This is a genomic window from Halobacillus sp. AWH4_228 (assembly GCF_056158365.1).
This window is the reverse complement of sequence record NZ_JBSWTE010000001.1, coordinates 977,018-999,573: the sequence shown is the minus strand read 5'-3', so window position 1 is coordinate 999,573 and position 22,556 is coordinate 977,018. Positions and strand designations below refer to the sequence as shown.

The window sequence follows — 22,556 nt, the reverse complement described above, 5'->3', positions numbered from 1 at the left end:
TCCTTTTAGTTTACATGGGGCTGCAGTTTTTTTAAATATTGACTTTGTACCCATCCTTATGGACCTTGACGTTGATCAGGCATAAAGAAAACGCTGGATTTGAAATACCCAGCGTTTACGATTGAAATGGGAAAATCCCAAGTGTCTTTTTCGTTTTCATCCGTTCCGGTGGATCAGTATAAACCATCTCCCCATCAAGGAGTACATGCGCATTCTCCATAAACTGATACATCACATCAGAACCAAATGATTTCTGAACCTTATCATACGCCTGCCTTAAGAAAGAGCCTCTTTTCTTATCATCTACAGCATGGGAAGCAACCACATGCGCCAAATTATGACGGATCATCTGCATCGCAAGCTTCTGGGAAGGTTTTCCCCGTTTATTCGCTAAGCTTGCCGCTGAAATTTGGGTCACGGCACCATTTTTCACAAATTGGTACAGCAGATCCGGCTGCTGCTGGAACACCTGATTCTGTTCAGGATGAACGATGACAGGAATAAACCCTTCCATCTGCATATCATACAGAACCTGCTTGGCATAATGTGGGACGTCCTTGTTAGAGAACACCACGTAAATGTATGGGGTCTTTTCATTCATCGGGAGAATGGAACCATTTTTAAGATCATCGACAAGTTCACCGTAGATCTTCACCTCATGTCCTGGGAGTATATGGAGTTCAATCCCTTGATCGAACAATTCCCTGTTTAACTCTTCGCATTGGTTTTTAACTGCTCTTGGACTCTGCTCAGGATGGAATCTTGGAGCGGCTACAATCGTTTCTACACCCTGTTCAGCAGCTTTTTGGGCCATCGCCAGGCTCCCCTGCATCGACTCCGGTCCATCACCAGTACCCGGAAGGATTTTGCAGTTCAAATCAATCATACCTCTCACCTCTCTGCGTTTTATAGAAGAATCCTTCTTTAAAGGAAACAAATGGATAAAAAATAAAAGAAGCTGAAGGCTTCCCCGGACGTTCATTATTGAGAACTATATCCAGTATAATACAGACGTCCTCCTGGAATAAAGGGGAATTTTGCTTTATTTTAAACGTCATTCTCCTTAAATTATGGATCTTCCCCACTATAGAGGTCTATATCTCTATATTACTTTATATATCTTCCATTTTTGTTTTAATGTAGAAATGATAAATTTCATAGAATTTCCAAAAAAAAGATATGTTCTGTATTCTTATCCCTATTTCTCAATCGAGAACATATGAGATATTATCTATACAGAAAAAACGACATATAATAAGGATTAAACTGCTCCCATAGCTTTCAAATTCCCTGTGGAGTGTGGACGAGCGAACCTGCAGCCATATAATATGAGTCTAAATGTTCATTATTCCAGAGTATCTTCCATCTTCAGATATACTTCTTGTAATCTTTTGTAATTTGTTGTACGTTCTTTATAAAGAATATGTCTGAGGGAGGAGGTCGAATTGCCTCAAAAAATCCTCCTGTTCCTATGGATAGTCCTGGCATTTCCATTCGCTGTCTCTGCCCAGGAGGAACAAGGAATAAAAGAACCGCCTTTTGTAACCGTCGTCTATTCGTCAGATCAGGGGGAATCTGATCCGAACATCCAGAAGCTTGATTTTCTCATCAGTCATTTTACAACCAAGCAGGAATGGATGGATGCCGGAGAATTAAAACCGGAAGATCTTGAAAAAACAACGCATCTTTTATATTTCGGAGCTGTTCAGCGTTCTCTTTCCAACTCCACTCGAAGAGCCATTGATCAATTCAATGGGATCAAGACAGCTTTTGGCTATAATGCTGATCAGCTGGAAGGGTTTGATTTTTATCAATATACCGGGGGTAAGCGGTTGGCAACCGAATTATCCGGTCCCTTCACAGAAGAGAAACTCCCTCTTACAGAAGCTCAGCAGGTATTGGATATCGAGGTTTCAGATGCCGGGAAAATCTGGTTGTATGGGGAATACAAGGGGGCGTCATTTCCCCTGCTCATTCAAGCATCCTCCCATTATTATTACGGGGATACCGATATCTCCTATTCAGATTCCATTGCACTGAGTGAAGTGTTTCATGAAATTTTCGGCATGCCCCATTCAGAGATCCACCCTGGTTTTCTACGATTGGAAGATGTTAACCCGACCCTCGATCCATCCCTGCTTATGGATTGTGCCGATTTTTTATTCTCTCAGGATATCCCTTTTATGGTATCGGTCACACCCGTTTACAAAAACCCGGAGGCAGGGGAAACCTATTACCTTGAGGATGCTCCCCAGCTTATTGAAGCTCTGCAGACCATTCAGAATAAAGGAGCTGTCATCGTCCTGCATGGGTATACCGATCAACACGGGGAAGGAGTGTCCGGAGACGGGTTTGAGTTTTCACCAGAAGAAAACGAGCAGATGAATGAAGAAAATCTCATACAGACGCTGAACAATAAACTGCAGAAAGGCATCCATCAACTCGCTGCACACAACCTGGTCCCTTATGGATTTGAGTCGTCCCACTACAGCCTCACGAAGGAGGGATATCGGACGGTCTCCCGTTATTTCCCTATATACATTGGACAGGTGCAGCTATCTGATTCCAATTGGATGGTAATGGAAGAGTCACCGGTACTGACCAAGCCTGATATGCTAAATAACATGACATTTATTCCAGAGACTCTTCGATATCAGGAAGATGGTAACACTTCTTCTATAGACGATATGATGGAACGGGCGTCCCGCCTTCAGTTTACGAGAGACAGTGTGATGAGTGCTTTTTACCACCCTTATATGGGAGTCGACGGATTGAAGGAGATGATCCAGGAATTGAACACAATTCCTGGACTCGTGTGGCAGGGGCTTCCGGTGAATCCTCAAAAAGAAGAGGAGTGGCTGGGGGAAGACAAAAAAGAACCGCAAGTGGAAAAACCCGCAGAAACACCTGCATTAAATAAACGGGAGGTTACATTTACTATGGAATGGTTACCCATTATTACCGGGATCAGTCTTTCAAGTATAGTCATCGGTATGTCGTATATGATATCGATTAGAAAACGACGGGAAGATGAGTTTTAACATACCCTTTCGTTCTTTATAAAAAACAAACATTCTTTAAAGAGGTGCAAACATGAAGAAATACCTGATCGTCTTATGTGCTTTCCTGATGGTGTTCACCAGTAAAGGCCTGGTTTCTGCTGAAGCAGAAGATACAAAAACACTGGTTGTTTATTCATCCTTGAACCGTCAGATTGACGAAGACGAACGCAAATTGGACATGCTTTTGAGTCATTTCACAGAAAACATCGATTTCGTTCATGTGTCTGATTTCCAGCCGGAAGATACGAAGGATACCACTCACGTCTTCTATTATGGCAGCCGGAGCGAACAGCTTCCCGATTCCTTCCTGGAATCCATCGGCACCTACGATGGCACCCTTACTGTGATCGGTCATAATCAAAAGCAATTCAACAATCATTTCAGCTTTGAAGCGTCGAAGAAGTTATCCAACTTCAACTATATGTACCTTGATGGAGATAAGAAAGATAAAATAAAGATCCCTCTTCAATCGTTATTCACCGTTCCAGAGACCAAAGACATGCAGGTGCTCGCCTGGGGAAAAGGTGGAAAGAAAACTCATCCATTAATAGTGGAGGAGCATGGATCTTATTTTGTGGCGTCTCCTGACGTCATCTCCCCTGTTTCTACACTGTTCGGAGATCTCCTTCATGAAATCTATCACAGCTCCCACGAGGAACAGCATCCAGGGTACATCCGCCTCGAAGATATTCACCCGCTGGTGGATCCTGAAAAATTAAAAGAAACAGGCGAGGTTCTCATTGAAAACGATATTCCTTTTATGATGGCAGTCATCCCTGTATATACGGATCCTGATACAGGCAAAAGGTCACACTTCTCAGATTATCCCGAAACGCTTGAGGTCATTAAAGACCTGCAGGAGAATGGTGGGTCGGTTGTTCTTCACGGGTATACCCACCAGTACCGTACCTCTGAAACAGGGGAAGGATTTGAATTTTGGGATGTAGAGAACAATACCCCCGTCTATAAAGAAGGCAGTGATCCAACCCCGATAAAAAGACCAGATGATTTTCATACAAGAGAAGCTTATCAAGACTATATGGCAGAACTGAAAGCTTTTGAAAAAGAGTATACAGAAACTAAGTTGAATAAAGGGATACAGGAACTCACCGGATTCGGCCTGTACCCCCTTGCGTTTGAGGCCCCTCACTACACGATGTCGCAGCACGGATATGAAATAGCCTCCCAATTCTTTTCCACGTATGTAGGGCAGATGCAGCTATCCGACGAGAATTGGCAGGTTATGGACAGCGCTCCATACACCACCTCCCCGTCATTCACTCATGGAATGACGGTTCTGCCCGAAACATTAGGCTATGTGGAACCTGATAACAACCATGCAGCAGAAGAGATTGTTCAGAAGGCAAAGCAGCAGTTGTTGGTAAGAGACGGCATGGTCTCCTTCTTCTATCACCCTTACCTCGGAGCTGAGCGCCTGGAAGAAGTGGTGGGTGGACTGAAGGAAATGCCTATTGATTGGATTGACTTGAAAGAACAAGACACAACGGTCCAGTCAGATGAAGTAGTCATCACCACTGTTGACGGACAAGTGCATGTAGATAAGAATACGTTCCAATTATTCAGAGACTCCAAAACGCTGTTTAACTATTTTGTGCAGAATACCGCGGATAAAGTGACGTGGGCGATGGTCGGAGTCAGTTCTGTCAGTGTCCTGCTGTTTTGTTTTTACACTTTCATTTCCTACAGACGCTTAATACGAAACGAACGGAGTGATCAAGTTGGCTGACATTCTTCTCTACACGTCCCTTTTCCTCATATGGGCCATGTTGTTCTACCATATGTTCCTTATGCAGGGAGGCTACAGGCATTCCATTGAATACCGCCGTACAAAAGAGCGGTGGGAAAAGAAACCCTTCCACTATCCTTCTGTGAGTGTTCTGATTCCGGCTCACAATGAAGAAATGGTGATTGAAGAAACGATGAAGGCGATGCTGAACCTCAATTATCCAGAAGACAAAATTGAAGTCATCGTCATCAATGATAATTCCAGTGATGCCACAGGGGAAATCGTTGATACCTACGTCAAAAAATACCCGAGAATCAAGGCGGTTCATACGAAACCCCCGCACGCCGGCAAAGGTAAATCCGGTGCGTTGAACCAGGGTTTAAAGAAATCGACCGGCGATGTGATTGTCGTGTATGATGCCGATAATACCCCCGAGCCGGACGCGGTCCGCTACCTGGCGCTCGGCATTGAGAACGATGCCAAAGCCGGGGCCGTCGTCGGTAAGTTCCGGGTCACGAACGGAAACAAAAACCTGCTTACCCGCCTGATCAATATTGAGACCATTACCTTCCAATGGCTGGCGCAGGCCGGAAGATGGTTCTGGTTCAAAATGGCCACCATCCCCGGAACAAACTTTGCGATCCGCAGGTCGATCCTTGAAAAACTTGGCGGATGGGATGAGAAAGCCTTATCCGAAGATACCGAGCTGAGTTTCCGGGTCTACAATCTGGGCTACCACATCCGCTTCTTCCCAGCGGCGATCACCTGGGAACAGGAGCCGGAAGTATTGAAAGTATGGTGGAAACAGCGGACACGCTGGGCGCGTGGCAATGAGTATGTCATTTTCAAATACCTGTTCTCGCTTCACAAGCTGGAGAAAAAGAAGATTGTGATTGACCTCGTCTATTTCCTGTTCACCTATCTATTATTCTTCGGAGGGGTGATGATTTCCCACTCGATTTTCATTTTGAATCTTTTCTGGGATTTGAACTTGTCTATGGGAATGGTTTCTTATGTCCTTCTCGTCCTGGGCTTCCTCCTTTTTGTCACAGAGGTGACACTCAGCCTCAGCTTTGAAAGAGAGCAGCTCACGTGGAAAAACTTTGCGGTCGTCCTGTTTATGTATTTCACCTACTCCCAGCTCTGGATCATTCTCGTCGTCTACGCCTCCTTCCTTGAGGCGAAACGTATTCTGTTCAAACAGGAAGTGAAATGGTATAAAACACAGCGATTCCAAGGTAAGCAGACCAATGAAAACCGTTCAGCATCTTAAAGCAGGAGGAAAAAAGGCAGCGGTCTGGCTGCTGGTTATCCTCTTAATCATGATCGGAGGGAGAATCATTTACGGAAATGAAGACAACCAGGATACCCTTGCCTTTTTAAAGACGTCCTTAACGAACGAGAACAACACACCTGCCACGTATATGAAACCGGAAACAGCTCTTGATTCTGACGAAGTGCAGGGAAGGGAGAGCTTATCAGAGTCGATGGGTTTTCTTCTCCTCTATGCGGTAGAAGCTGAGGATGAGTCGTTGTTTGAAGAGCAGTTTCAATTACTTCTGGATTACTTTATGGATGAGGAAGGGTTGATCTATTGGAAGATTGACTCTTCCGGACAACCTGAAGTACCTGTGAATGCTCTAGTGGATGATTTAAGAATCGTAAAGGCCCTCTATGCTGCAGGAGAACAATGGAACAAACCGAAATATACAGAAGCCGCAGCACAGGCAGGAAACTATGTCAGCCGGTCCTTAACGTATCAGTCCACCCTTGTCGATTATTCAGATCAGTCCAGCGGAGGAACAGCCCACTCCCTCACGCTTTCTTATATTGATGTGGAAGGGATAGAACTTCTCCGGCAGCAAGGGCATATCACTCAGGACGTCTATGATACGACCATCGACGTACTTGAAAAGGCAGAAACGAAGAACTCCTTCTACCCTAAGACCTACGACATTGCGAAGGGGTCTTTTGCCTATGATGAAGAAATCAACATGATCGACCAGATGATTACCGCCAATAACCGGCTGCATCTGGGAATTCCTTCCAATGCCTTGATTTCTTTTATTAAGGAAGAAATGGAACAGGACGGTGTTCTTTATGGAAGATACAACCCTTCTGATTATGAGCCCGTAGTCGACTATGAATCTCCAGCTGTGTACGGCTTTTTAATCATGTACGCCATCGAATTGAAAGACAAAGAATTAGCCATGCAGGCGTATGATCGTATGACAGCGTTCCGTTCCAATCATGTGAGTTACCGCGGGGGATACTCCATTCATGATGGAAACACACACATTTTTGATAACCTCGTTCCTTTACTGGCTGTTGAAAAACTTAAGCATACCGGATGGCTTTAGCACAACCGCCTTGTTATACACAAGGCGGCTTTTTTATAATGGATACACTATAGAAGAATAATGGGACAATCTTCTTTATAATGAAAAAAAGACCATGATATAGTGGAAGGAAATTTTGTAAATGAAACCAAAATGGAAACAACTCATCACCCTCATCCGCACCACCCAGCCCCCAAGGCTGTTATTCAGCATCGGAATAGGGCTCAGTCTGCTAACTACGATGGCCAGCCTCACCATTCCCCTGCTCGCCAGCCGGCTGATCGACAACTTTGATGTCAGTCAGCTGAGTACAGTCGTCATCATCGGCATCATTGCTGCTTTCTTCATTCAGGCTCTGGCCGGCGGCGTCTCTGTTTATGTACTGGCAAAAGTAGGGCAGCACATCATTGCTTCGCTCCGGGAGCGATTGTGGAAGAAACTGCTTGTGCTCCCCGTCAGTTATTATGATGAACATGAAACCGGGGATGCGGTCAGCCGGATGACCAACGATACCGGTGTCATAAAAAATCTGATTACCGAGCATTTCACCGGCTTTATTACAGGTGTGATTTCAGTCGTTGGCGCTGTCATAATTTTGTTTTACCTGGACTGGCCTCTGACCCTTGTGATGTTTTCCATTATTCCCTTATCCCTGCTGTTTCTGATCCCTGTCGGACGGAAAATGGCCGAGATATCACGGAACCTGCAGGCAGAAACCGCCGGATTTTCCGCCCACCTCACGCGGGTGATTTCTGAAATCAGACTTGTGAAAGCATCGAACGCAGAGACGATGGAATGGGACAACGGCCGGAGGGATATTCGGAAGCTGTACCGTCTCGGCGTTCGCGAGGGCGTTATCCAGGCTCTGATGTCCCCTCTTGTGTCCTCGTTAATTATTGTCGTGCTTGTTTTGATTATCGGATTTGGCGGCATAAGAGTGAGTTCCGGAGCGATGACAGCTGGTGAACTGGCTGCCTTTTTCATCTACCTGTTTCAGATTATCATGCCGATCACCCAGATGGTCGTGTTTGTGACCCAGTTCCAGAAAACGATTGGAGCGACAGAGAAAGTGCTGACCATTCTTGAACTGGATGAAGAAGAGCTGGAAAAAGGAACTGGTAACGTACCTGACCACCAGAACCTGGCTGTCCGGCATGTATCGTTTCACTACCAGCCGGATGAACCGATTTTAAAAGAGGTCTCCTTCACTGCTGAAAAAGGACAAGTAACGGCAGTCGTGGGTCCAAGTGGGAGTGGAAAAACAACGATGTTTTCGCTGATTGAGCAATTTTACAAGCCAGCGTCCGGGGAAATCCTGTACGGAAGGGAATCGATCAGCCATTATGCACTAAAATCGTGGAGAAAAAAACTCGGCTATGTATCCCAGGACAGTCCGATTTATGCAGGAACCATTATGGAGAACCTCACCTACGGATTGGAGGAGGAAGTGACACGGGAGAAAGTGATCCAGGCCGCTGAAATGGCTTATGCCCATCCCTTTATCAACGAACTCGCCCATGGATATGATACAGAAGTCGGAGAGCGTGGGATCAAATTATCCGGAGGCCAGCGTCAACGGATTGCCATTGCCCGTGCCCTGCTGAGAGATCCGGAGATTTTAATGCTTGATGAAGCCACCTCCAGCCTGGACAGTCAGTCTGAAGTCGTGGTGCAGCACGCATTGAAAAACTTGATGAAGGGCCGGACAACGCTTGTGATTGCACACCGGTTATCGACCATTGTTGATGCCGACCGGATTGTCTTTCTGGAAAAAGGTGAAGTTACAGGTGTCGGCACTCACGAAGAGCTCTTCGCCACACATGCTCTTTATCAGGACTTCGCCCGCCAGCAGCTGCGTATCGAGGGATAAATCCTCTTCTACAGGGGATGAAAAGAAAAGAAAATAGATATGAACATACCCCAGTCCTCATCGTCCAAAACAACAGAACCCCCGTTCTTATCTGGAACGGGGGTTCTGTTGTTTTTATTCACCGAATTGGATAGTCAATCTGATAACATGACCAAAGATGTACAGAGGAACAGCATAATCTATACGATGAGTAGACCACCTATTCTCACATTGGGAATCACCCTTCCACGTCTGACACGTATAGATATACTATACCTTTATGGACGCAGGTCTATAAAACAAACGAAGGGAGAGTAAAATTATGGGGAACAATTTTCATGGGAAATGCACTCAAAAAATTCCTATGGACAAGAAGAAAGTGAAGAAAACAATAGAAAAGAAAGAGCATAAGGAGTTATGCGGCCACTCCAATCCGGCAATTAATCTAACTATCCCGGCCTCTACAGAATTTACTATCTTTAACCCGATTACATTTCAAGGATACAATGGCATGATTTCTATTGAAAATCCAAATTTCGGCGGAAGTTCCGACACGATAACGGTTGCTTTTATACCTCAATCGTATGGAGATTATATACCAGTTACGCTGCAGGCCGGTCAGTCTCAGACCATCCCTTTTGAACACATTAGAGAAATAAAAATAAAAAATAACAGCGCCACCGATTCTGTCAGTTTAGATTACGAGGTATGTGTGTTCCTAACAGACACTGAAAAAGAAAAGAAACGTTGTCAATAACTATCCAATAACATGGAGGGAGGAGAATAAAACTGAACAATCAAAGCTTTGCAGCACTATGTAACAGCCAGGAAGCGGATATTGATGCAAGAGTTCCACCAGGCAGTACCTACACAATCTTCGACTCTACAAACGGAGGAACATTTGCGGGTATGATTACGCTAAGCTGTCCGGACAACCTTTTAAGTGCTGTCTCTATAGATTTTTTTCTAAAGTGTAGGAAAACGGATAAAAGAAGTGTGACTCTAAACCCCGGTCAATCTGTAACCATACCTTTTGAAAGCATAAAAAAAATTGATTTAACCAATAATGATTTGGTTATCAGGGCAGACATTAAATATACCATCTGCATCTTTTTATCTTCCAGTAATAATAAAAGTATAAACAGAATAGAATTATGCAGTTTTGCTGACCCTGATATCAATACCGAGTTACCTCCAAGTGCTGAATATACTATATTCACCTCAACGACAAGAAAAGAATACACAGGAATGCTTAGTTTGGACGAAGTAGGAAGTATTGCGACGCCAGATTTATCTTTAACCATCACCTTCATAAGTCACACAGGAGCAAATTCAACGTTTGTTGTATTAAACGAACAAGGCATTACCATTCCTTTTTCCAATATAAAAGAAATTAAGGTACGGAATAACAGTAGTATCTCAGATTATAATTTTGCTTATGCCATCTGTGTATTTCTACCAAATCCAGATGCTGAAAAAGAAAAACTCTGCAGTCAGGACTGCCCTAATATTTTTACATTTATCCCCAGTGCTACTACTGCATCTATATTCAAAGGAAAGAAATGCGAATCTTATGCAGGCATGCTGTCTGTAGAATCTGTGAATGAACCCATGACGATTCGATTCATTCCTTCCACTCCATCAAAAGACCGCCTCATCTTTGCTTTAGATGTAGGAAATTCCATTACCATCCCCTTCGAAAATATCAAAGAAATACAAGTGACGAATGATAGTGCGGTAAATGAACTATCCCTGCAGACGGAATTCTGCATCTTCTTAGAAGAGGGGCCTTAATGCAACCATAGGTGAACTTATACCTTCCTCAATGGAAACCTGTCCAACCGCTTATACTACTGACGGCCGTGGCAGGCATCCACTGATAATAAGCCTCCTGACGACCTGGATCTAATCCCCACATAATCAGGAGAAGGCAAAGAGCTTCTCCTGAGTAAAAAAAAGCGGATTGAATGGAATATTATATCCATTCAATCCGCTTTTTTCTATTTTCATAAGCCTTATTCTTTCTATTCCTTCATTCGTTTCACGTTCGCTCTAAAATCGCAATGTCGACGCCTGCGGGAACAGCGCGAGCCGAAGACCCACTTGGTCCAATGATCTTATTGACGAAGTCAGCGGAGGCCGTGCCCGCGGCAAGCATCCATCGACAAGCGATTTGTGAGAATCAACAACAACCTTTAACCCTTTCTCTTGATAGAAGATAGGAAGGAGCTTTTCAGCGGGCTTCTTGAAGGAGCGCTTTTTTTAAGATTGATATCCCTGAATCTGTGAACGGACTTTATCCACTTCATCATCTGAAACCAGCAGATAATAGATGCCGTCTATTCTTGTACCACTTCCGGTCATCTGATAGGTTGTCATGTTTTTGCGGGCGCTGCCGTAATTCAACATCAGATCCTTCATAACCGTAAAGTCCATATTGGTCGTAACATTCCCACCAAGAACATCAAGCATGTCCCCGATTTTATTGACAGAGCCAAAGCTTGCTCCTTTTTCAATCACACCCTGGATGACTTCACGCTGGCGTTCGTTACGGCCGGCGTCCCCTTGTGGATCTTCATATCTCATGCGGACATATCCGAGGGTTTCCTCCCCGTCCAGGTTCAGCTCTCCTTTTTTATAATGGTAACCGTTGCTCCCCTGCCAGTCGAGGGAATTCTGGACAGTGATGCCGCCCACAGCATCGACCATTTCAGCAAGGCCTTCCATATTCATCCGAACATAATAATCCAGATCGATGTCGAGGAAATTCTCTACCGTCTGAATGGCCATATCCGTCCCGCCAAAAGCGTAGGCGTGGTTGATTTTATCCTGCTCTCCATTATGGCTGGAGTCCCCGACCATCTCTGTCCGTGTATCTCTTGGAATACTGACAATCTGGCTTCGGTTGTTATCAGGATCAAGAGAAAGAACCATTAAAGCGTCGGACCGACCGGAATCATTAGAGCGTTCATCTACTCCGAGCAGAAGGATATTCAACGGCTCTTTATCCTGGACTTTCTTTTCCGTCAATTCATGATCAATCGATGCGACCTCTTCATTCATTTTTTTATCGACCGTCGCTTTGGCCCCATTATAGACCGTAAATAGATAAACCCCTCCAGCTACAATAAGGATACTGACAAACAGCAGGGGGATTTTCCACCAACGGCCTCTCTTTTTCTTTTTTTCTTGTACGCGGCTCATTCTCGTTCCTCCAATTTTTTCAAGCAATCTAACAACCATTATATAAAAAATCTACCAATTATGACAATTGCTTTTTGTATAAAACTCCTGTTTTCCCCCGAAACTGCTAGCAGGGAGGAGTTGATTACTTGTTGAAAAAAATAACCGTCGTCCTGCTTCCTATTCTCTATATGGCTGCTATTTGGATTCAGTCCAGCTATTCGATATCCGTTGTGAAAGGATGGATCCTATCATGGCTGTAACCTTAGGGACACTTCTTGAAGCCATGCATGTAATAGAGTTCGCTCTATTATATGCATGGATCATCACGGCCCTGTGTGTTTATGGGAGATTGACCCAATGGACAAGCATCGCCGCCGGGATATTCAGTATGACGTACGGGGTCGTGGATGAGTGTCACCAATGGTTCACCCCCGGCCGGTCGTTCTCCGTGATCGACATCGCTAAAGACTGGACCGGCGTCCTTGTCATGATGGCCGTGGTCCATTGGAAGCTGCGGAAGTCCACGTTCCATAAAAAAAGACCGCGCCGGGAAGAAGGCCTCTTAAAAACTGAGGGTTTGTCAAAGGTAAAGTAAAAATGCGGATTGCATGGGTAAAATATTCCATGTAAGATGAGGCAACCTCATCTTTGGGTCTGAGCTTTAATTCACTATGCTCCGCTTCAATTTTATACCTTTTTTTTAGGCCTTTGTTTGATATTCTTACTGTTTCAAAAGAAAAAAAGAGTGATTTTCTTTTATAAATCAAAGAAAATCACTTTTTTTAGATAGCTCTGTTAAAGTCTGTTGTTGATATTTAAACGATTACTAAATCGTCTCCGTCTGGAATTAGGGTTCCGGTCCGTTGGTTACTCAGAGCATGGGATGGCAGGGAAAACCGTCCGCTTTCCGCGAGGAACGATAAGCCTCCTCGGACTTCGGTTATGTCCTTTCTAACTACCCTTCTTTGAAGAGGCGGCCTTGGGAATGGCGGGACCCCTGTGGCATGAAGGTACATCATGAGACCCCTGAAGGCGCTGACTGAGGAGGCTCACGGTACTCCACGGAAAGGGAGTCATTCCCAAGGCCGCCTCCTACAAATTCCATGACAGAAAGGGGTGATAGGAGCTCATATGTTAAATAACAACACCAAGCAATAACAGAGCCTTTTAGATAAGACACCGTTGATTCCACGATGAGCGTTCGATGGTGACGCCTGCGGGAACAGCGCGAGCCGAAGATCCACTTGGTCAAGTGATCTTCTTGACCAAGTTAGCTGAGGCCGTGCCCCCCGGCAAGCATCCATCGACAAGAGATTCGTGAGAAACAACAACCACCTCCAACCACTTCTCTTGATAGGAAGGAATTTTCAGTGGCCTCCAGGGAAGCGCGGTCCTCCTAGCATTCAGTTGATCCTTTTAGCGCCGTAATATTTAGGAGCCCAGTAACTGTTGGTATGCATGTTCGTGACTCTCACCCCATCCGATAACGTCACATGGACCACCTGGCCGTTCCCGATATAAATTGCAGGGTTCAAGTAGCTGCCCTGGAAGAAGACGATATCTCCAGGCTGTAAGTCTTCCTTCGCTACTTCTGCCCCTGTATTCCACTGGTCGTCCGCATACCGCGGCAGAGAAATCCCCGCTCCCTGCTGGAACGCGTATTGAACGAATCCTGCCGTATCAAATCCTTCCGGTGTCGTGCCTCCGGACTGATAAGGGACTTCTCCAATGAACTGGGTCGCTGCTGAGACGACCGGATGCTCCTTCGGGATCTGTAGACCGTCAAATCGTTTTACACCGGTGAACTTCTTCTGCCAGTACGATTCGCTCAAGTAGGAAATGGTCACCTGTTCTGAGCGGGAGGCGTGAATAAACTGCCCGTCTCCGACATAAATCCCGTTGTGAGAAATCCCTTCTCTGTACGTGTCACTGAAAAAGACGACGTCCCCCGGCTGGATATCAGCAAGGTCCACATCTTCGCCTACCTGCCATTGCTGATCCGTGGAACGAGGCAGGAAGATCTGCCCGGCCTTTTCAAAAACATGCCGCGTGAAGGCGGAACAGTCAAAGCCTGTTTCCGGTGATTCACCACCAAAGACATAAGGGACCCCTAAGTATTTCAAGGCCTCTGCTACGAGATCATGATCTTCAGCGATTTGAGGACCTTCTGTGATTCTGCGGGCTTCCATAAAGCTCCCACTCCAATAGCTGCTTCCTTCAAATGCGGTCACTTCTACACCGCTCGATAAAGTAGGATGGACGATTTGATCACTGCCAGCATATACAGCCGTATGGGTAGGCTTACTTCCATCCTTGCTGAAGAAAAGGATGTCCCCTTCCTGGATCGATTCCCTGGACACCGGCTCTCCCATACCAATCTGTTGGGCCAACGTCCGAGGCATATCAAAATTCAGGACCTGCTGAATGACATACTGCACAAATCCCGAGCTGTCAAAACCATCCGGCTGCTCTCCACCGTAGACATAAGGCGCGCCTACATGGGTTAAGGCTTCCATGGCAATCGGGTGGGAAGTTGAAACAGATGATCCGGCCGGTTCTTCATTCACCCGCACGGCTTTCGTATAACGGGAAGACCAATAGCTGCTGTTTTCATAATTGATGAGTTCAATGCCTTTGGATGCTGAAGCATGAATCATCGTTTGATTCCCTGCATAGATACCGACATGGGTCACACCGCTCGTCTCATCTTTACTAAAGAAGAGCAGATCCCCGGATTGAAGCTCATTGTTCTGTACAGAAGCTCCAAACGCCGCCTGATCGCGAACGGTCCGCGGCAGATCGATGCCGGCTCCTTCCTCGTATACATACTGGCTGAACCCTGAGCTGTCGAATCCTTCTGCAGGAGATTCACCACCGTATTGATAAGGAACACCTACATGCTTCTCAGCTTCCTCCACAACGGACGTCAGAGCGGCATCCACAAGCTTTTCATCCAACAATAAAACCGTACAAACCATCAACGTCAAGACCCCGTAAAAAAATCGTTTCACCATCACTTCTCCTCTGCTTTATAAATAAGCTCAAAAAAATAAGACTGCAGTCCTAATATCGGACGGCAGTCTTCATTTGTTTACATTATTCGCTGTCTTTCACCTGCCAGGCTCCATCGCGGCGGTCATCCTTACCGCCGTACATCGTGCTGTTGACTTCATCAACAACAAGCGCCTGCACTCCGCCGTAGTAGAAAGCAGAGTCTTCCAGGTATACGGTATACCCTCGTTCTTCCAGTTCCTGCCTTACCGCAGGGTCAAAATCTTCTTCTACAAAGATGTTGTCATCCTCGATGTAAAAACGTGGAGCAGCGATAGCCTCTTCAATCGGTTCATCAAACAGGAGATTACGGGTCAACACCTGTGTCAGCACCTGCGGGATCCTTTTCCCACCCGGTGTACCGATGCCAATCTTTTTCTCGTCACTCGTTAAAATTGTCGGTGAAGTAAAACTGCGCGGGCGTTTTCCAGGCTCCTTATCATTCGGTTTCAACCCATTCATACTGAAGTTTCTCATCGTATCATTCAGGAAGATTCCGGCGACATTCTTACCAGAGCCGAAGAAGTTACTCAAGGAGTGAGTCGCTGTCACCATCATCCCGTCTTTATCTACAATGACGAAGTGGGTCGTATTATCATCATCTTCGATATCAGCAATCGAATCATCGACTTCATAGTTCTCCGATAGTTTATCCATGGAAATCGTAGAAGCCATTTCCTCAGAGTATTCCTTCGTCATGATTTTATCCGTTTCGATCTTATGGAAATCAGGATCAGCGATTTCACTCAGACGATCATCATAGGTCCGCTTAGAAATCTCCCCGATCAAATGGATGAAATCCGAAGAGGTTCCCTCTGAACTTTTAATATCAAGCATTTCAGCCATCTGCAGCGACTGAATGGTCGTTGCCCCTGCAAGCGGCGGCGGAGACGCATACACATCGAAGCCGGCAAATTCCCCTTGGACCGGTTCGCTCTCGACAACTTCATAAGCGCCGAAGTCGCTGACTTCCACTCCGTTGACTTCTCCGGCAATCTGTTCCGCAATTTCACCGGAGTAAAGAACGGAAGATCCCTGCTCCTGGATTTTGCGGAGCGTTTCAGCCAGTTCCGGCTGCTTCAATGTCTGGTTCGGCTCAACCGGCTGCCCTTGTGGGTAAAAGTTTTGAAGCTGGCTCATGTTCATCCGGTAGGCCGCTCCCTGCAGACGATCTGTCAAATGCTTGTCCGTTGTAAAACCTTCCTCTGCATAAGTGACAGCAGGATCGATCAACTCGGCTATATCTGTCGTACCGTAGTCTTCATGAATGGCTTCCATTCCTTTAACAATGCCTGGAATGGCGAAATTATACTGTGGATCGCCACCGGAAAGTGGTGCGGTCTCTTTGTAGTTGTAACTTTTCGGGGTGTCTGCGTCACTTGGAAGAACCAGCATTTCCCCTCCGCCCCCGATTCCGGAGCCATAGGGCTCTACCACACCAAGGGTATATGTAACCGCTACAGCTGCATCAACAGCATTCCCTCCGTTTTCCAAAACTTCCATCCCTACTTGAACGGCAAGCGGGTGTGTGGAACTGACCCCGTAACCATTCGTCGTTTCAATCGGATCCGTCGTCTCCACTTCGTAATCCACTTCATCACTTTGAAACTTTCCTTGACTGTAGTACACAATACCGACGCCTACAACCACAATGATAAAGAGGCTAATAAACAACCCTTTATTCTCCATCCATCCCGACGCACCTTTCATCTTTTTAAATGATTGATTTAAGAATTACAGCTTTCGTAAATCTTTGGTCCTTTATGTCTCTATAACATTTCCCATGTAATTTTAGTATTTTCAGAACGATTTCTATTATATGATAAAAACTTTCAAACAACAAATACTCTATGCTTTCGAAAAAGAGCACATTCCTAAGAATGTGCTCCAACATCATGACCCAAGCTTATACTTTTCATAGTACTGTTCGCGGTTCTGCTCCCAGTCGGTCAATGTCGTTTGATAGACCTGCTCACCGGAGTTGTTATAAACACGGACAATACTTCCATCACTTGTGACAGCATAATCATTTTCTACAGCAGCTTCCGTCTGAGGCTGCTCGGACTGGACACTCTCCATGCCGGCACTCGTTTCTGCTGATGCCGTCAAGGGTTCTGACTGCTCCTCAGCTGCTGCCTCCGCTTCCTGCTGGAATACATCAATTTGGTACGCCTCTGTAGCAGACAATGTTTCCAGCTGCTTATACTGCGTCATAAAAAACATAGCTCCGAACAACAAAACAAATGGAAACACCGATTTAACTACTTTCATCTTCATACGCACTCCTTTTTTAATGTAGAACGCCGGTATACAATTACTGGCTGTTGTTTTTCTGCTCTAAAATGGATGAATGATCGACTTCTATCGTTAATCTGCCGTTCTCCTCTGTGAAGTTTTCCTGTGGCTCTCCACGAGTCAACTGCAGAAAGATTTTCTTCTGGTTATAAGGATTGGTCGTCAAGGATGGTCTCGCTTCCCTGATCCTCATCGGGAGGATTTCGAAACGGCCTGTCCCGTCATCCATCAAGTTGTAATTGACCAGAGCACTATCGCGTGTTCTGGACCATCCCTGGTCAAAAATAAAGTTTCCAAGACTGTAAAAGATTACAGAATCCTTATACACTTCCACCGGTGACAAGACGTGTGGGTGGTGCCCGATGATGACATCTGCTCCTGCATCCACAATCGCCTCGGCCAGTTTCCGCTGTCTCGGGTGCGGTTCGTTGTCGTACTCGGCTCCCCAGTGGATATGGACAAAGACCATATCCGAGTTCTCACTCGCTTCCTGTACTAAAGGCAGGAACTGTTCAGGATCGGCATCTGCCACACCTGCACGGAACTGCAGGGCCTCGGAACCGGCTACAGGAACATCAGAAAACCCAAGAGTCGCAACGTTCAAACCGTTGATCTCCTGATAATCAATCTCCTGAGCTTCTTCAATGTTTTCCCCTGCCCCCACATAAGGAAGTCCTGCTTCGGTAAGGGATGCCATCGTTTCAATCATCCCCTGCTCCCCGAAGTCCATCGTGTGGTTGTTGGCAAGGTTGATGTTCGTGAAGTTCATCCTCGCCAGTGATTGGACAGGTGAAGCATCTGAACTTAAATGAATCGATTTTTCAAGCTTCTGGTAACTCTCTTCGTCTTGAAGGGTGACCGCATTCTCAAAGTTACCTGTCACATAATCAGAACTCTGGAAGTACGGGGCCACATTTTCAAAAAGAAAGTCGGTCCCTTTATTCTCTGTAACCTCCAGCACGTGCCGCCCAAACATCATATCGCCTACGAATGTGGCACTGAACTCAGAATCTTCCTTGGATTCAGCTTCCGGGACAGGCTGGGTATAAAACATTTCAAATCCCGCGATAAACAGGAATGTCACAATCAAAGCGATGAATACATGCTTTGGGGTGGCCTTTTTATCACGTTTAATCCTCTTCAGCAGTTTCTCTTTGAAATCTAATTGTTTAGACATGTGATATCCACCTTAAATCAGGTAATAAACCGTCATGATCAAGAAAGTCAGACCGCTGAGCAGCAATGTACTTGCTGTTGTGACAACCAAGCCCTGCTTCTGCATCGTATTAGCGATCAACCCTGGTACAATAACCCCGATGCCGCGGAATTCCATAATCTCAAATGGAACAACCGGGTAGAGGAAATCAAACAGCAGCTTGAGTACAATCCCTACACTCAGCATCGCTGCAAATTTTCTGCGTCCGTACAAAATTGTAAACTTTGAAACTCCAAATGTAACAATGACATAAGTGAGTAGACTAATAAAAAAGACAACCGCAATAAAAATCGGCTGGTCAAAGACCAGAGCCAGATATCCGGGTACAACGAGGCCTGCGGGCAGGACACCCGTTTTCTCAGCAAAAATCAAGCTTAGAATGATCCCTAATACAAGGGATATATATAAATCCGAACCAAACATTTCTTTCATTTCCCCCTCGTCAGCTGACGCTTGTTTGAATCTTATAATCCTGCATTCGTTCAATCATCGGTTCTGCAGCTCCATGAATGTTTCCAACTCCATAAATGACGCGGTCCGTGAACATCTCTGAAAGGACATCCATAATCTGATCCGTCGTCTTCCCTTCTAAATCAAGCAGCGTTTCCACTTTGATCTTTCCTTCGTCAACCGCCGTGACAATCGGTTCGGTCGTTTCCCCGATTAACACAAGCGTATCCGTTGGAATGTAAGGAAGAACGTCACGGGCGAACTGTTCCGTACGATCCACACGGTCTTCCCGGCAGTTCATGACGACAATCGGATTCTCTGTCGGATATCCGAGGAACTCCACACGTTTCCATATATTAATTGTAGAAACGGCATCATTCGCAGCAAAACCGTTCACGAAGTAAGATGGTTTCTCTTGGTCTCCCATCGGGAGGATCCTCATCGCTCCCGGGTCCGGCTGAGCGTTCAGCATTCCTCTGTATGCTGTTTCCTCATCGATACCGAGGGCCTGAGCGACGCCTAATGCTAACGAAGCGTTTTCAGGAAATACCATATATTCAAATTGCAGTAAAAACGAATCGGAAATTCTGCTGTTATCCGCAACAATCACCTCGGTGTTTCGTTTCGCTGCAATCTCTTTAAACATTTCTACATAAGGACTTTCTGAAACAATTAAATGACCGTTGTATGGAATCGTAGCCGTAAAGGATTCAGCCACCTCTTCCAATGTCGGACCCAGAACATCCATATGGTCTTCCAGGACGTTTACGATGACTCCGATATTGGCCTGGAGCATCTTTTCCTGGAACGTGATCTGGTAGTCAGGATTCACTGCCATGCACTCACTGACGAGGGCCTCTGCACCACGATCGACGGCTTCCTTCACAACCATTCTCTGCTCCCTGATGTTCGGACCTTCCGGACGCCGTTTGATCGGCTGTTCTTCCGGTGTATCCCAGAAAATCATCCGGGCAGACGTTCCTGTTGTCTTTCCAATTGTTTTGTAACCCGCTTCTTTTACAATCCCCGTAACAAGACGTGTAACCGTGGATTTCCCACGTACCCCGTTGATGTTGACGCGTATCGGCAGAGCATCGATGTTCTTTTTATGACGCTGCCATTCATAAATACCAGCAGCTAGAACGATGATCAGCACAATAGGGATCAGTAGCATATGAGCTCACTTCCTCTTAAACATATTTCTTCAATAGACTAGATAATTATAGAATAAGCCTCATCGTTCGACAATACTTTTATAATGGACAGCGGAAAATATAATAGTAGATTTACAATTTTTGTTCACAATAGTCCTATGTACCTAATCATAGAAGACACAACTCATAAACTACCAAAATCCTTCCAGTTTGTAAACAGAAGGACACCATTCCATTAAAAATTCATAATTCTATCATTTCCCGACAGAAAAAAAGAACCTTACCCAATATAGGACAAGGTTCTGTATAGTTCTTATTTTAACGCAGGCTTTCGAAGTAGGCATCCGACCATTGGAGCAATTGTAGAATGTCTTCTCTTTCCTCTTTAAAAGCATGATTCGGGTCTTTATACGTATCTTCAATCCGCTCGTTTGTTTGCATATTCAATATACGTGCATCGAAGCGGCTGTTCTGTGCAATATAGAACGTTCCATTGTTCAGGAACGAGCTGGTCGGAACATAGTAACGCATACCGAGCAGGTTGTTCTCATAATGAAGCAGGTTATGTCCAAAGTACAGGGACTCCGGTTCCACACCCAGCAGATTCAGGAGCGTCGGCATCATATCAATCTGCCCGCCGGTATGATCATTCGTTCCTGTCAGCTCCTCTTCACCGGGGACACCTACAATAAACGGGATGTTAAAACGGTTCAACAAGGAATACCGCTCCCCTAAAAAGTCAGCAAGAAGATCCTGATCCTCGTCTTTAAGCAGTTTGCCGTGAAGACCGGAATGGTCACCGTAGAGGGCAATGACTGATTCCTCCCAGAGGCCGCGGTCTTTCAAGTCCTGGAAGAACTCCCCAAGGGCCTGATCCGCATAGTGAACGGACTGGAGATAGTTCCCTGTTAAAGTTCCTTCATACTCAGAAGGAAGTTCCAGGCCTTCTTTGTCTGCAGGCATTTCAAACGGTGTATGACTCGTTAACGACAGCACATGGGCATAGAACTTGTCATACTCTTCGTCGATTTCATCAATCGCACCCATCGAGCGATGGTAAAACCATCCATCCGATGGTCCGAAGCCGACCGTATCTTTCTCTCCGTAAAACTTATCATCATAATAATCATCAAAACCAAGAGCTGGATAAAGTTCGTCCCTGTTCCAGTACTCCACCTCATCGGCATGCATGGTCACGTTATGGTACGACTTTTCATCAAGCATTCTCGGCAGAGAGGGAAGTTCCATGCCGCCGACTTGATCGGTGGTCGCTTTTTTCCCTAATGGATAAAGTGACGTATTCATGAGGAACTCTGCGTCTGATGTATTGCCTGAACCGATCTGTTGGTAGACATCCGTGAAATACATACTATCGTTCAGCCATTCATTTATGTTCGGTGTGATTTCCTGGCCATCGATCGATTCACCGATAACGAAGTCCTGAAGCGATTCAATCTGGACGACGATCAAGTTCCGATCTTCCGCCACTCCGAAATGATCATGCTCACTCATCGGCGTATAGGAATTGCCTTTCAGCTCTTCTATTTTCTGCTGCGTGACATTTTGATCTTCACCGGAAAAAGCGAAGGCTTTTTCACTGTTTGTCTGGTCCTGGTAATACTGAACAAACTGCGTATTGAATAAGCCGTTTTCCTTAGCAAAAAGAGCGCTGTCGAGAATGGGCTCTCCTTTATTCATTTGAAAATTGAAAATGGCGATTACAAGACCCGCAATAAGGAAGACAGACATAGCGAAATTGGACGTCTGTTTCGTTGGATACGTCCATGTCCTGCCCACAATCCAAATGACAACAAGCAGAAGCAGATCTGCGAGAAACAGAAAGTCTGTGCCATTGACGAGCAGCCACATGCTTTCATTCACACTGCCAACTTGATTAAGCTGGGATAGGTCATAGTATGTAGGAACGGTTCCGAAGTAACGCTCGTAAATCAACATGCCAATAAACAAAAGAGACAAAAACAAATCCAGAACAAGATAGGCAGCCGCTTTGCCCCGCTTAAAGACAAGCTCAATGAGAGCCATAAAAATCAAGATAAACGAAGCATCATACCAAATTCCTGCCCAAATACTCGCATCTTGAAGAAGCAGATAACGCAAAATTATAAACTTCAAGGAAATCATAATAAAAAAGTAAAAGAAATAACTGGTTAGTAAACGTTTCATCGAATCTTTCATATAAACACCTC

General features: G+C 45.4%; 17 protein-coding genes. 8 read left to right on the top strand and 9 right to left on the bottom strand.

Annotated elements, in window-relative coordinates; translation table 11 throughout:
* Positions 1-115: 115 nt before the first annotated feature.
* Positions 116-886: a tyrosine-protein phosphatase gene (locus ACXADP_RS04895; protein ID WP_474970974.1), complete on the bottom strand. Its 771-nt coding sequence runs from the start codon at positions 884-886 to the stop codon at positions 116-118.
* Between the two features lie 559 nt (positions 887-1,445).
* Here ACXADP_RS04895 and ACXADP_RS04890 point away from each other — a divergent pair.
* The 7 genes from ACXADP_RS04890 to ACXADP_RS04860 all read left to right on the top strand — a co-directional run bounded on the left by ACXADP_RS04890 (position 1,446) and on the right by ACXADP_RS04860 (position 10,791).
* On the top strand, positions 1,446-3,041 hold the full coding sequence (locus ACXADP_RS04890) for a DUF2334 domain-containing protein (protein ID WP_474969552.1): 1,596 nt from the start codon (positions 1,446-1,448) through the stop codon (positions 3,039-3,041).
* 52 nt (positions 3,042-3,093) lie between these two features.
* Entirely contained in the window at positions 3,094-4,809 is a 1,716-nt protein-coding gene (locus ACXADP_RS04885; RefSeq protein ID WP_474970973.1) for a DUF2334 domain-containing protein, read from the top strand.
* On the top strand, positions 4,802-6,082 hold the full coding sequence (locus tag ACXADP_RS04880; RefSeq protein ID WP_474970436.1) for a glycosyltransferase family 2 protein: 1,281 nt from the start codon (positions 4,802-4,804) through the stop codon (positions 6,080-6,082). Before ACXADP_RS04885 ends, ACXADP_RS04880 begins: the two co-directional genes overlap by 8 nt.
* On the top strand, positions 6,060-7,169 hold the full coding sequence (locus tag ACXADP_RS04875; protein ID WP_474970972.1) for a glycosyl hydrolase family 8: 1,110 nt from the start codon (positions 6,060-6,062) through the stop codon (positions 7,167-7,169). Before ACXADP_RS04880 ends, ACXADP_RS04875 begins: the two co-directional genes overlap by 23 nt.
* Positions 7,170-7,290: 121 nt before the next feature.
* Positions 7,291-9,018: an ABC transporter ATP-binding protein gene (locus tag ACXADP_RS04870; protein ID WP_474970971.1), complete on the top strand. Its 1,728-nt coding sequence runs from the start codon at positions 7,291-7,293 to the stop codon at positions 9,016-9,018.
* Positions 9,019-9,319: 301 nt separating this feature from the next.
* On the top strand, positions 9,320-9,754 hold the full coding sequence (locus ACXADP_RS04865; protein ID WP_474970970.1) for an S-Ena type endospore appendage: 435 nt from the start codon (positions 9,320-9,322) through the stop codon (positions 9,752-9,754).
* Between the two features lie 152 nt (positions 9,755-9,906).
* Positions 9,907-10,791, top strand: a complete 885-nt coding sequence (locus ACXADP_RS04860) for a hypothetical protein (RefSeq protein WP_474970969.1) — start codon at positions 9,907-9,909, stop codon at positions 10,789-10,791.
* Between the two features lie 468 nt (positions 10,792-11,259).
* On the opposite strand, the gene ACXADP_RS04855 is transcribed toward ACXADP_RS04860, so the two are convergent.
* On the bottom strand, positions 11,260-12,201 hold the full coding sequence (locus ACXADP_RS04855) for an LCP family glycopolymer transferase (RefSeq protein ID WP_474970968.1): 942 nt from the start codon (positions 12,199-12,201) through the stop codon (positions 11,260-11,262).
* A 232-nt stretch (positions 12,202-12,433) separates the two neighbouring features.
* Here ACXADP_RS04855 and ACXADP_RS04850 point away from each other — a divergent pair, with 232 nt between their 5' ends.
* Positions 12,434-12,778, top strand: a complete 345-nt coding sequence (locus ACXADP_RS04850) for a VanZ family protein (RefSeq protein ID WP_474969565.1) — start codon at positions 12,434-12,436, stop codon at positions 12,776-12,778.
* An 808-nt stretch (positions 12,779-13,586) separates the two neighbouring features.
* On the opposite strand, the gene ACXADP_RS04845 is transcribed toward ACXADP_RS04850, so the two are convergent.
* The 7 genes from ACXADP_RS04845 to ACXADP_RS04815 form a co-directional block, all read right to left on the bottom strand.
* A complete protein-coding gene (locus ACXADP_RS04845; RefSeq protein WP_474969566.1) occupies positions 13,587-15,194 on the bottom strand; it encodes a C40 family peptidase in 1,608 nt (535 codons plus the stop codon).
* 85 nt (positions 15,195-15,279) lie between these two features.
* Positions 15,280-16,908 (bottom strand): gamma-glutamyltransferase family protein, encoded by a 1,629-nt coding sequence (locus ACXADP_RS04840; protein WP_474970967.1) that lies wholly within the window; start codon positions 16,906-16,908, stop codon positions 15,280-15,282.
* Between the two features lie 219 nt (positions 16,909-17,127).
* Positions 17,128-17,505 carry a hypothetical protein gene (locus ACXADP_RS04835; protein WP_474969568.1) on the bottom strand — a complete coding sequence of 126 codons (378 nt, stop codon included), beginning with the start codon at positions 17,503-17,505 and terminating at the stop codon, positions 17,128-17,130.
* Between the two features lie 43 nt (positions 17,506-17,548).
* Positions 17,549-18,706, bottom strand: a complete 1,158-nt coding sequence (locus tag ACXADP_RS04830; RefSeq protein ID WP_474969569.1) for a CapA family protein — start codon at positions 18,704-18,706, stop codon at positions 17,549-17,551.
* 12 nt (positions 18,707-18,718) lie between these two features.
* On the bottom strand, positions 18,719-19,168 hold the full coding sequence (gene pgsC / locus ACXADP_RS04825; RefSeq protein WP_160837953.1) for a poly-gamma-glutamate biosynthesis protein PgsC: 450 nt from the start codon (positions 19,166-19,168) through the stop codon (positions 18,719-18,721).
* 19 nt (positions 19,169-19,187) lie between these two features.
* Complete coding sequence (gene pgsB, locus ACXADP_RS04820; protein ID WP_474970966.1) at positions 19,188-20,369, bottom strand: poly-gamma-glutamate synthase PgsB; 1,182 nt, start codon at positions 20,367-20,369, stop codon at positions 19,188-19,190.
* A gap of 298 nt (positions 20,370-20,667) precedes the next feature.
* On the bottom strand, positions 20,668-22,545 hold the full coding sequence (locus tag ACXADP_RS04815) for an LTA synthase family protein (protein WP_474970965.1): 1,878 nt from the start codon (positions 22,543-22,545) through the stop codon (positions 20,668-20,670).
* Positions 22,546-22,556: the final 11 nt, after the last annotated feature.

What these genes read in the sequence shown, in the direction of transcription:
- ACXADP_RS04850 (WP_474969565.1), top strand. Translation starts at nt 12,434, where the DNA reads ATGGCTGTAACCTTAGGGACACTTCTTGAAGCCATGCATGTAATAGAG.
- ACXADP_RS04895 (WP_474970974.1), bottom strand. Translation starts at nt 886, where the DNA reads ATGATTGATTTGAACTGCAAAATCCTTCCGGGTACTGGTGATGGACCG.
- ACXADP_RS04885 (WP_474970973.1), top strand. Translation starts at nt 3,094, where the DNA reads ATGAAGAAATACCTGATCGTCTTATGTGCTTTCCTGATGGTGTTCACC.
- ACXADP_RS04855 (WP_474970968.1), bottom strand. Translation starts at nt 12,201, where the DNA reads ATGAGCCGCGTACAAGAAAAAAAGAAAAAGAGAGGCCGTTGGTGGAAA.
- pgsC (WP_160837953.1), bottom strand. Translation starts at nt 19,168, where the DNA reads ATGTTTGGTTCGGATTTATATATATCCCTTGTATTAGGGATCATTCTA.
- ACXADP_RS04860 (WP_474970969.1), top strand. Translation starts at nt 9,907, where the DNA reads ATGATTACGCTAAGCTGTCCGGACAACCTTTTAAGTGCTGTCTCTATA.
- ACXADP_RS04875 (WP_474970972.1), top strand. Translation starts at nt 6,060, where the DNA reads ATGAAAACCGTTCAGCATCTTAAAGCAGGAGGAAAAAAGGCAGCGGTC.
- ACXADP_RS04830 (WP_474969569.1), bottom strand. Translation starts at nt 18,706, where the DNA reads ATGTCTAAACAATTAGATTTCAAAGAGAAACTGCTGAAGAGGATTAAA.
- pgsB (WP_474970966.1), bottom strand. Translation starts at nt 20,369, where the DNA reads ATGCTACTGATCCCTATTGTGCTGATCATCGTTCTAGCTGCTGGTATT.
- ACXADP_RS04870 (WP_474970971.1), top strand. Translation starts at nt 7,291, where the DNA reads ATGAAACCAAAATGGAAACAACTCATCACCCTCATCCGCACCACCCAG.
- ACXADP_RS04815 (WP_474970965.1), bottom strand. Translation starts at nt 22,545, where the DNA reads ATGAAAGATTCGATGAAACGTTTACTAACCAGTTATTTCTTTTACTTT.
- ACXADP_RS04835 (WP_474969568.1), bottom strand. Translation starts at nt 17,505, where the DNA reads ATGAAAGTAGTTAAATCGGTGTTTCCATTTGTTTTGTTGTTCGGAGCT.
- ACXADP_RS04865 (WP_474970970.1), top strand. Translation starts at nt 9,320, where the DNA reads ATGGGGAACAATTTTCATGGGAAATGCACTCAAAAAATTCCTATGGAC.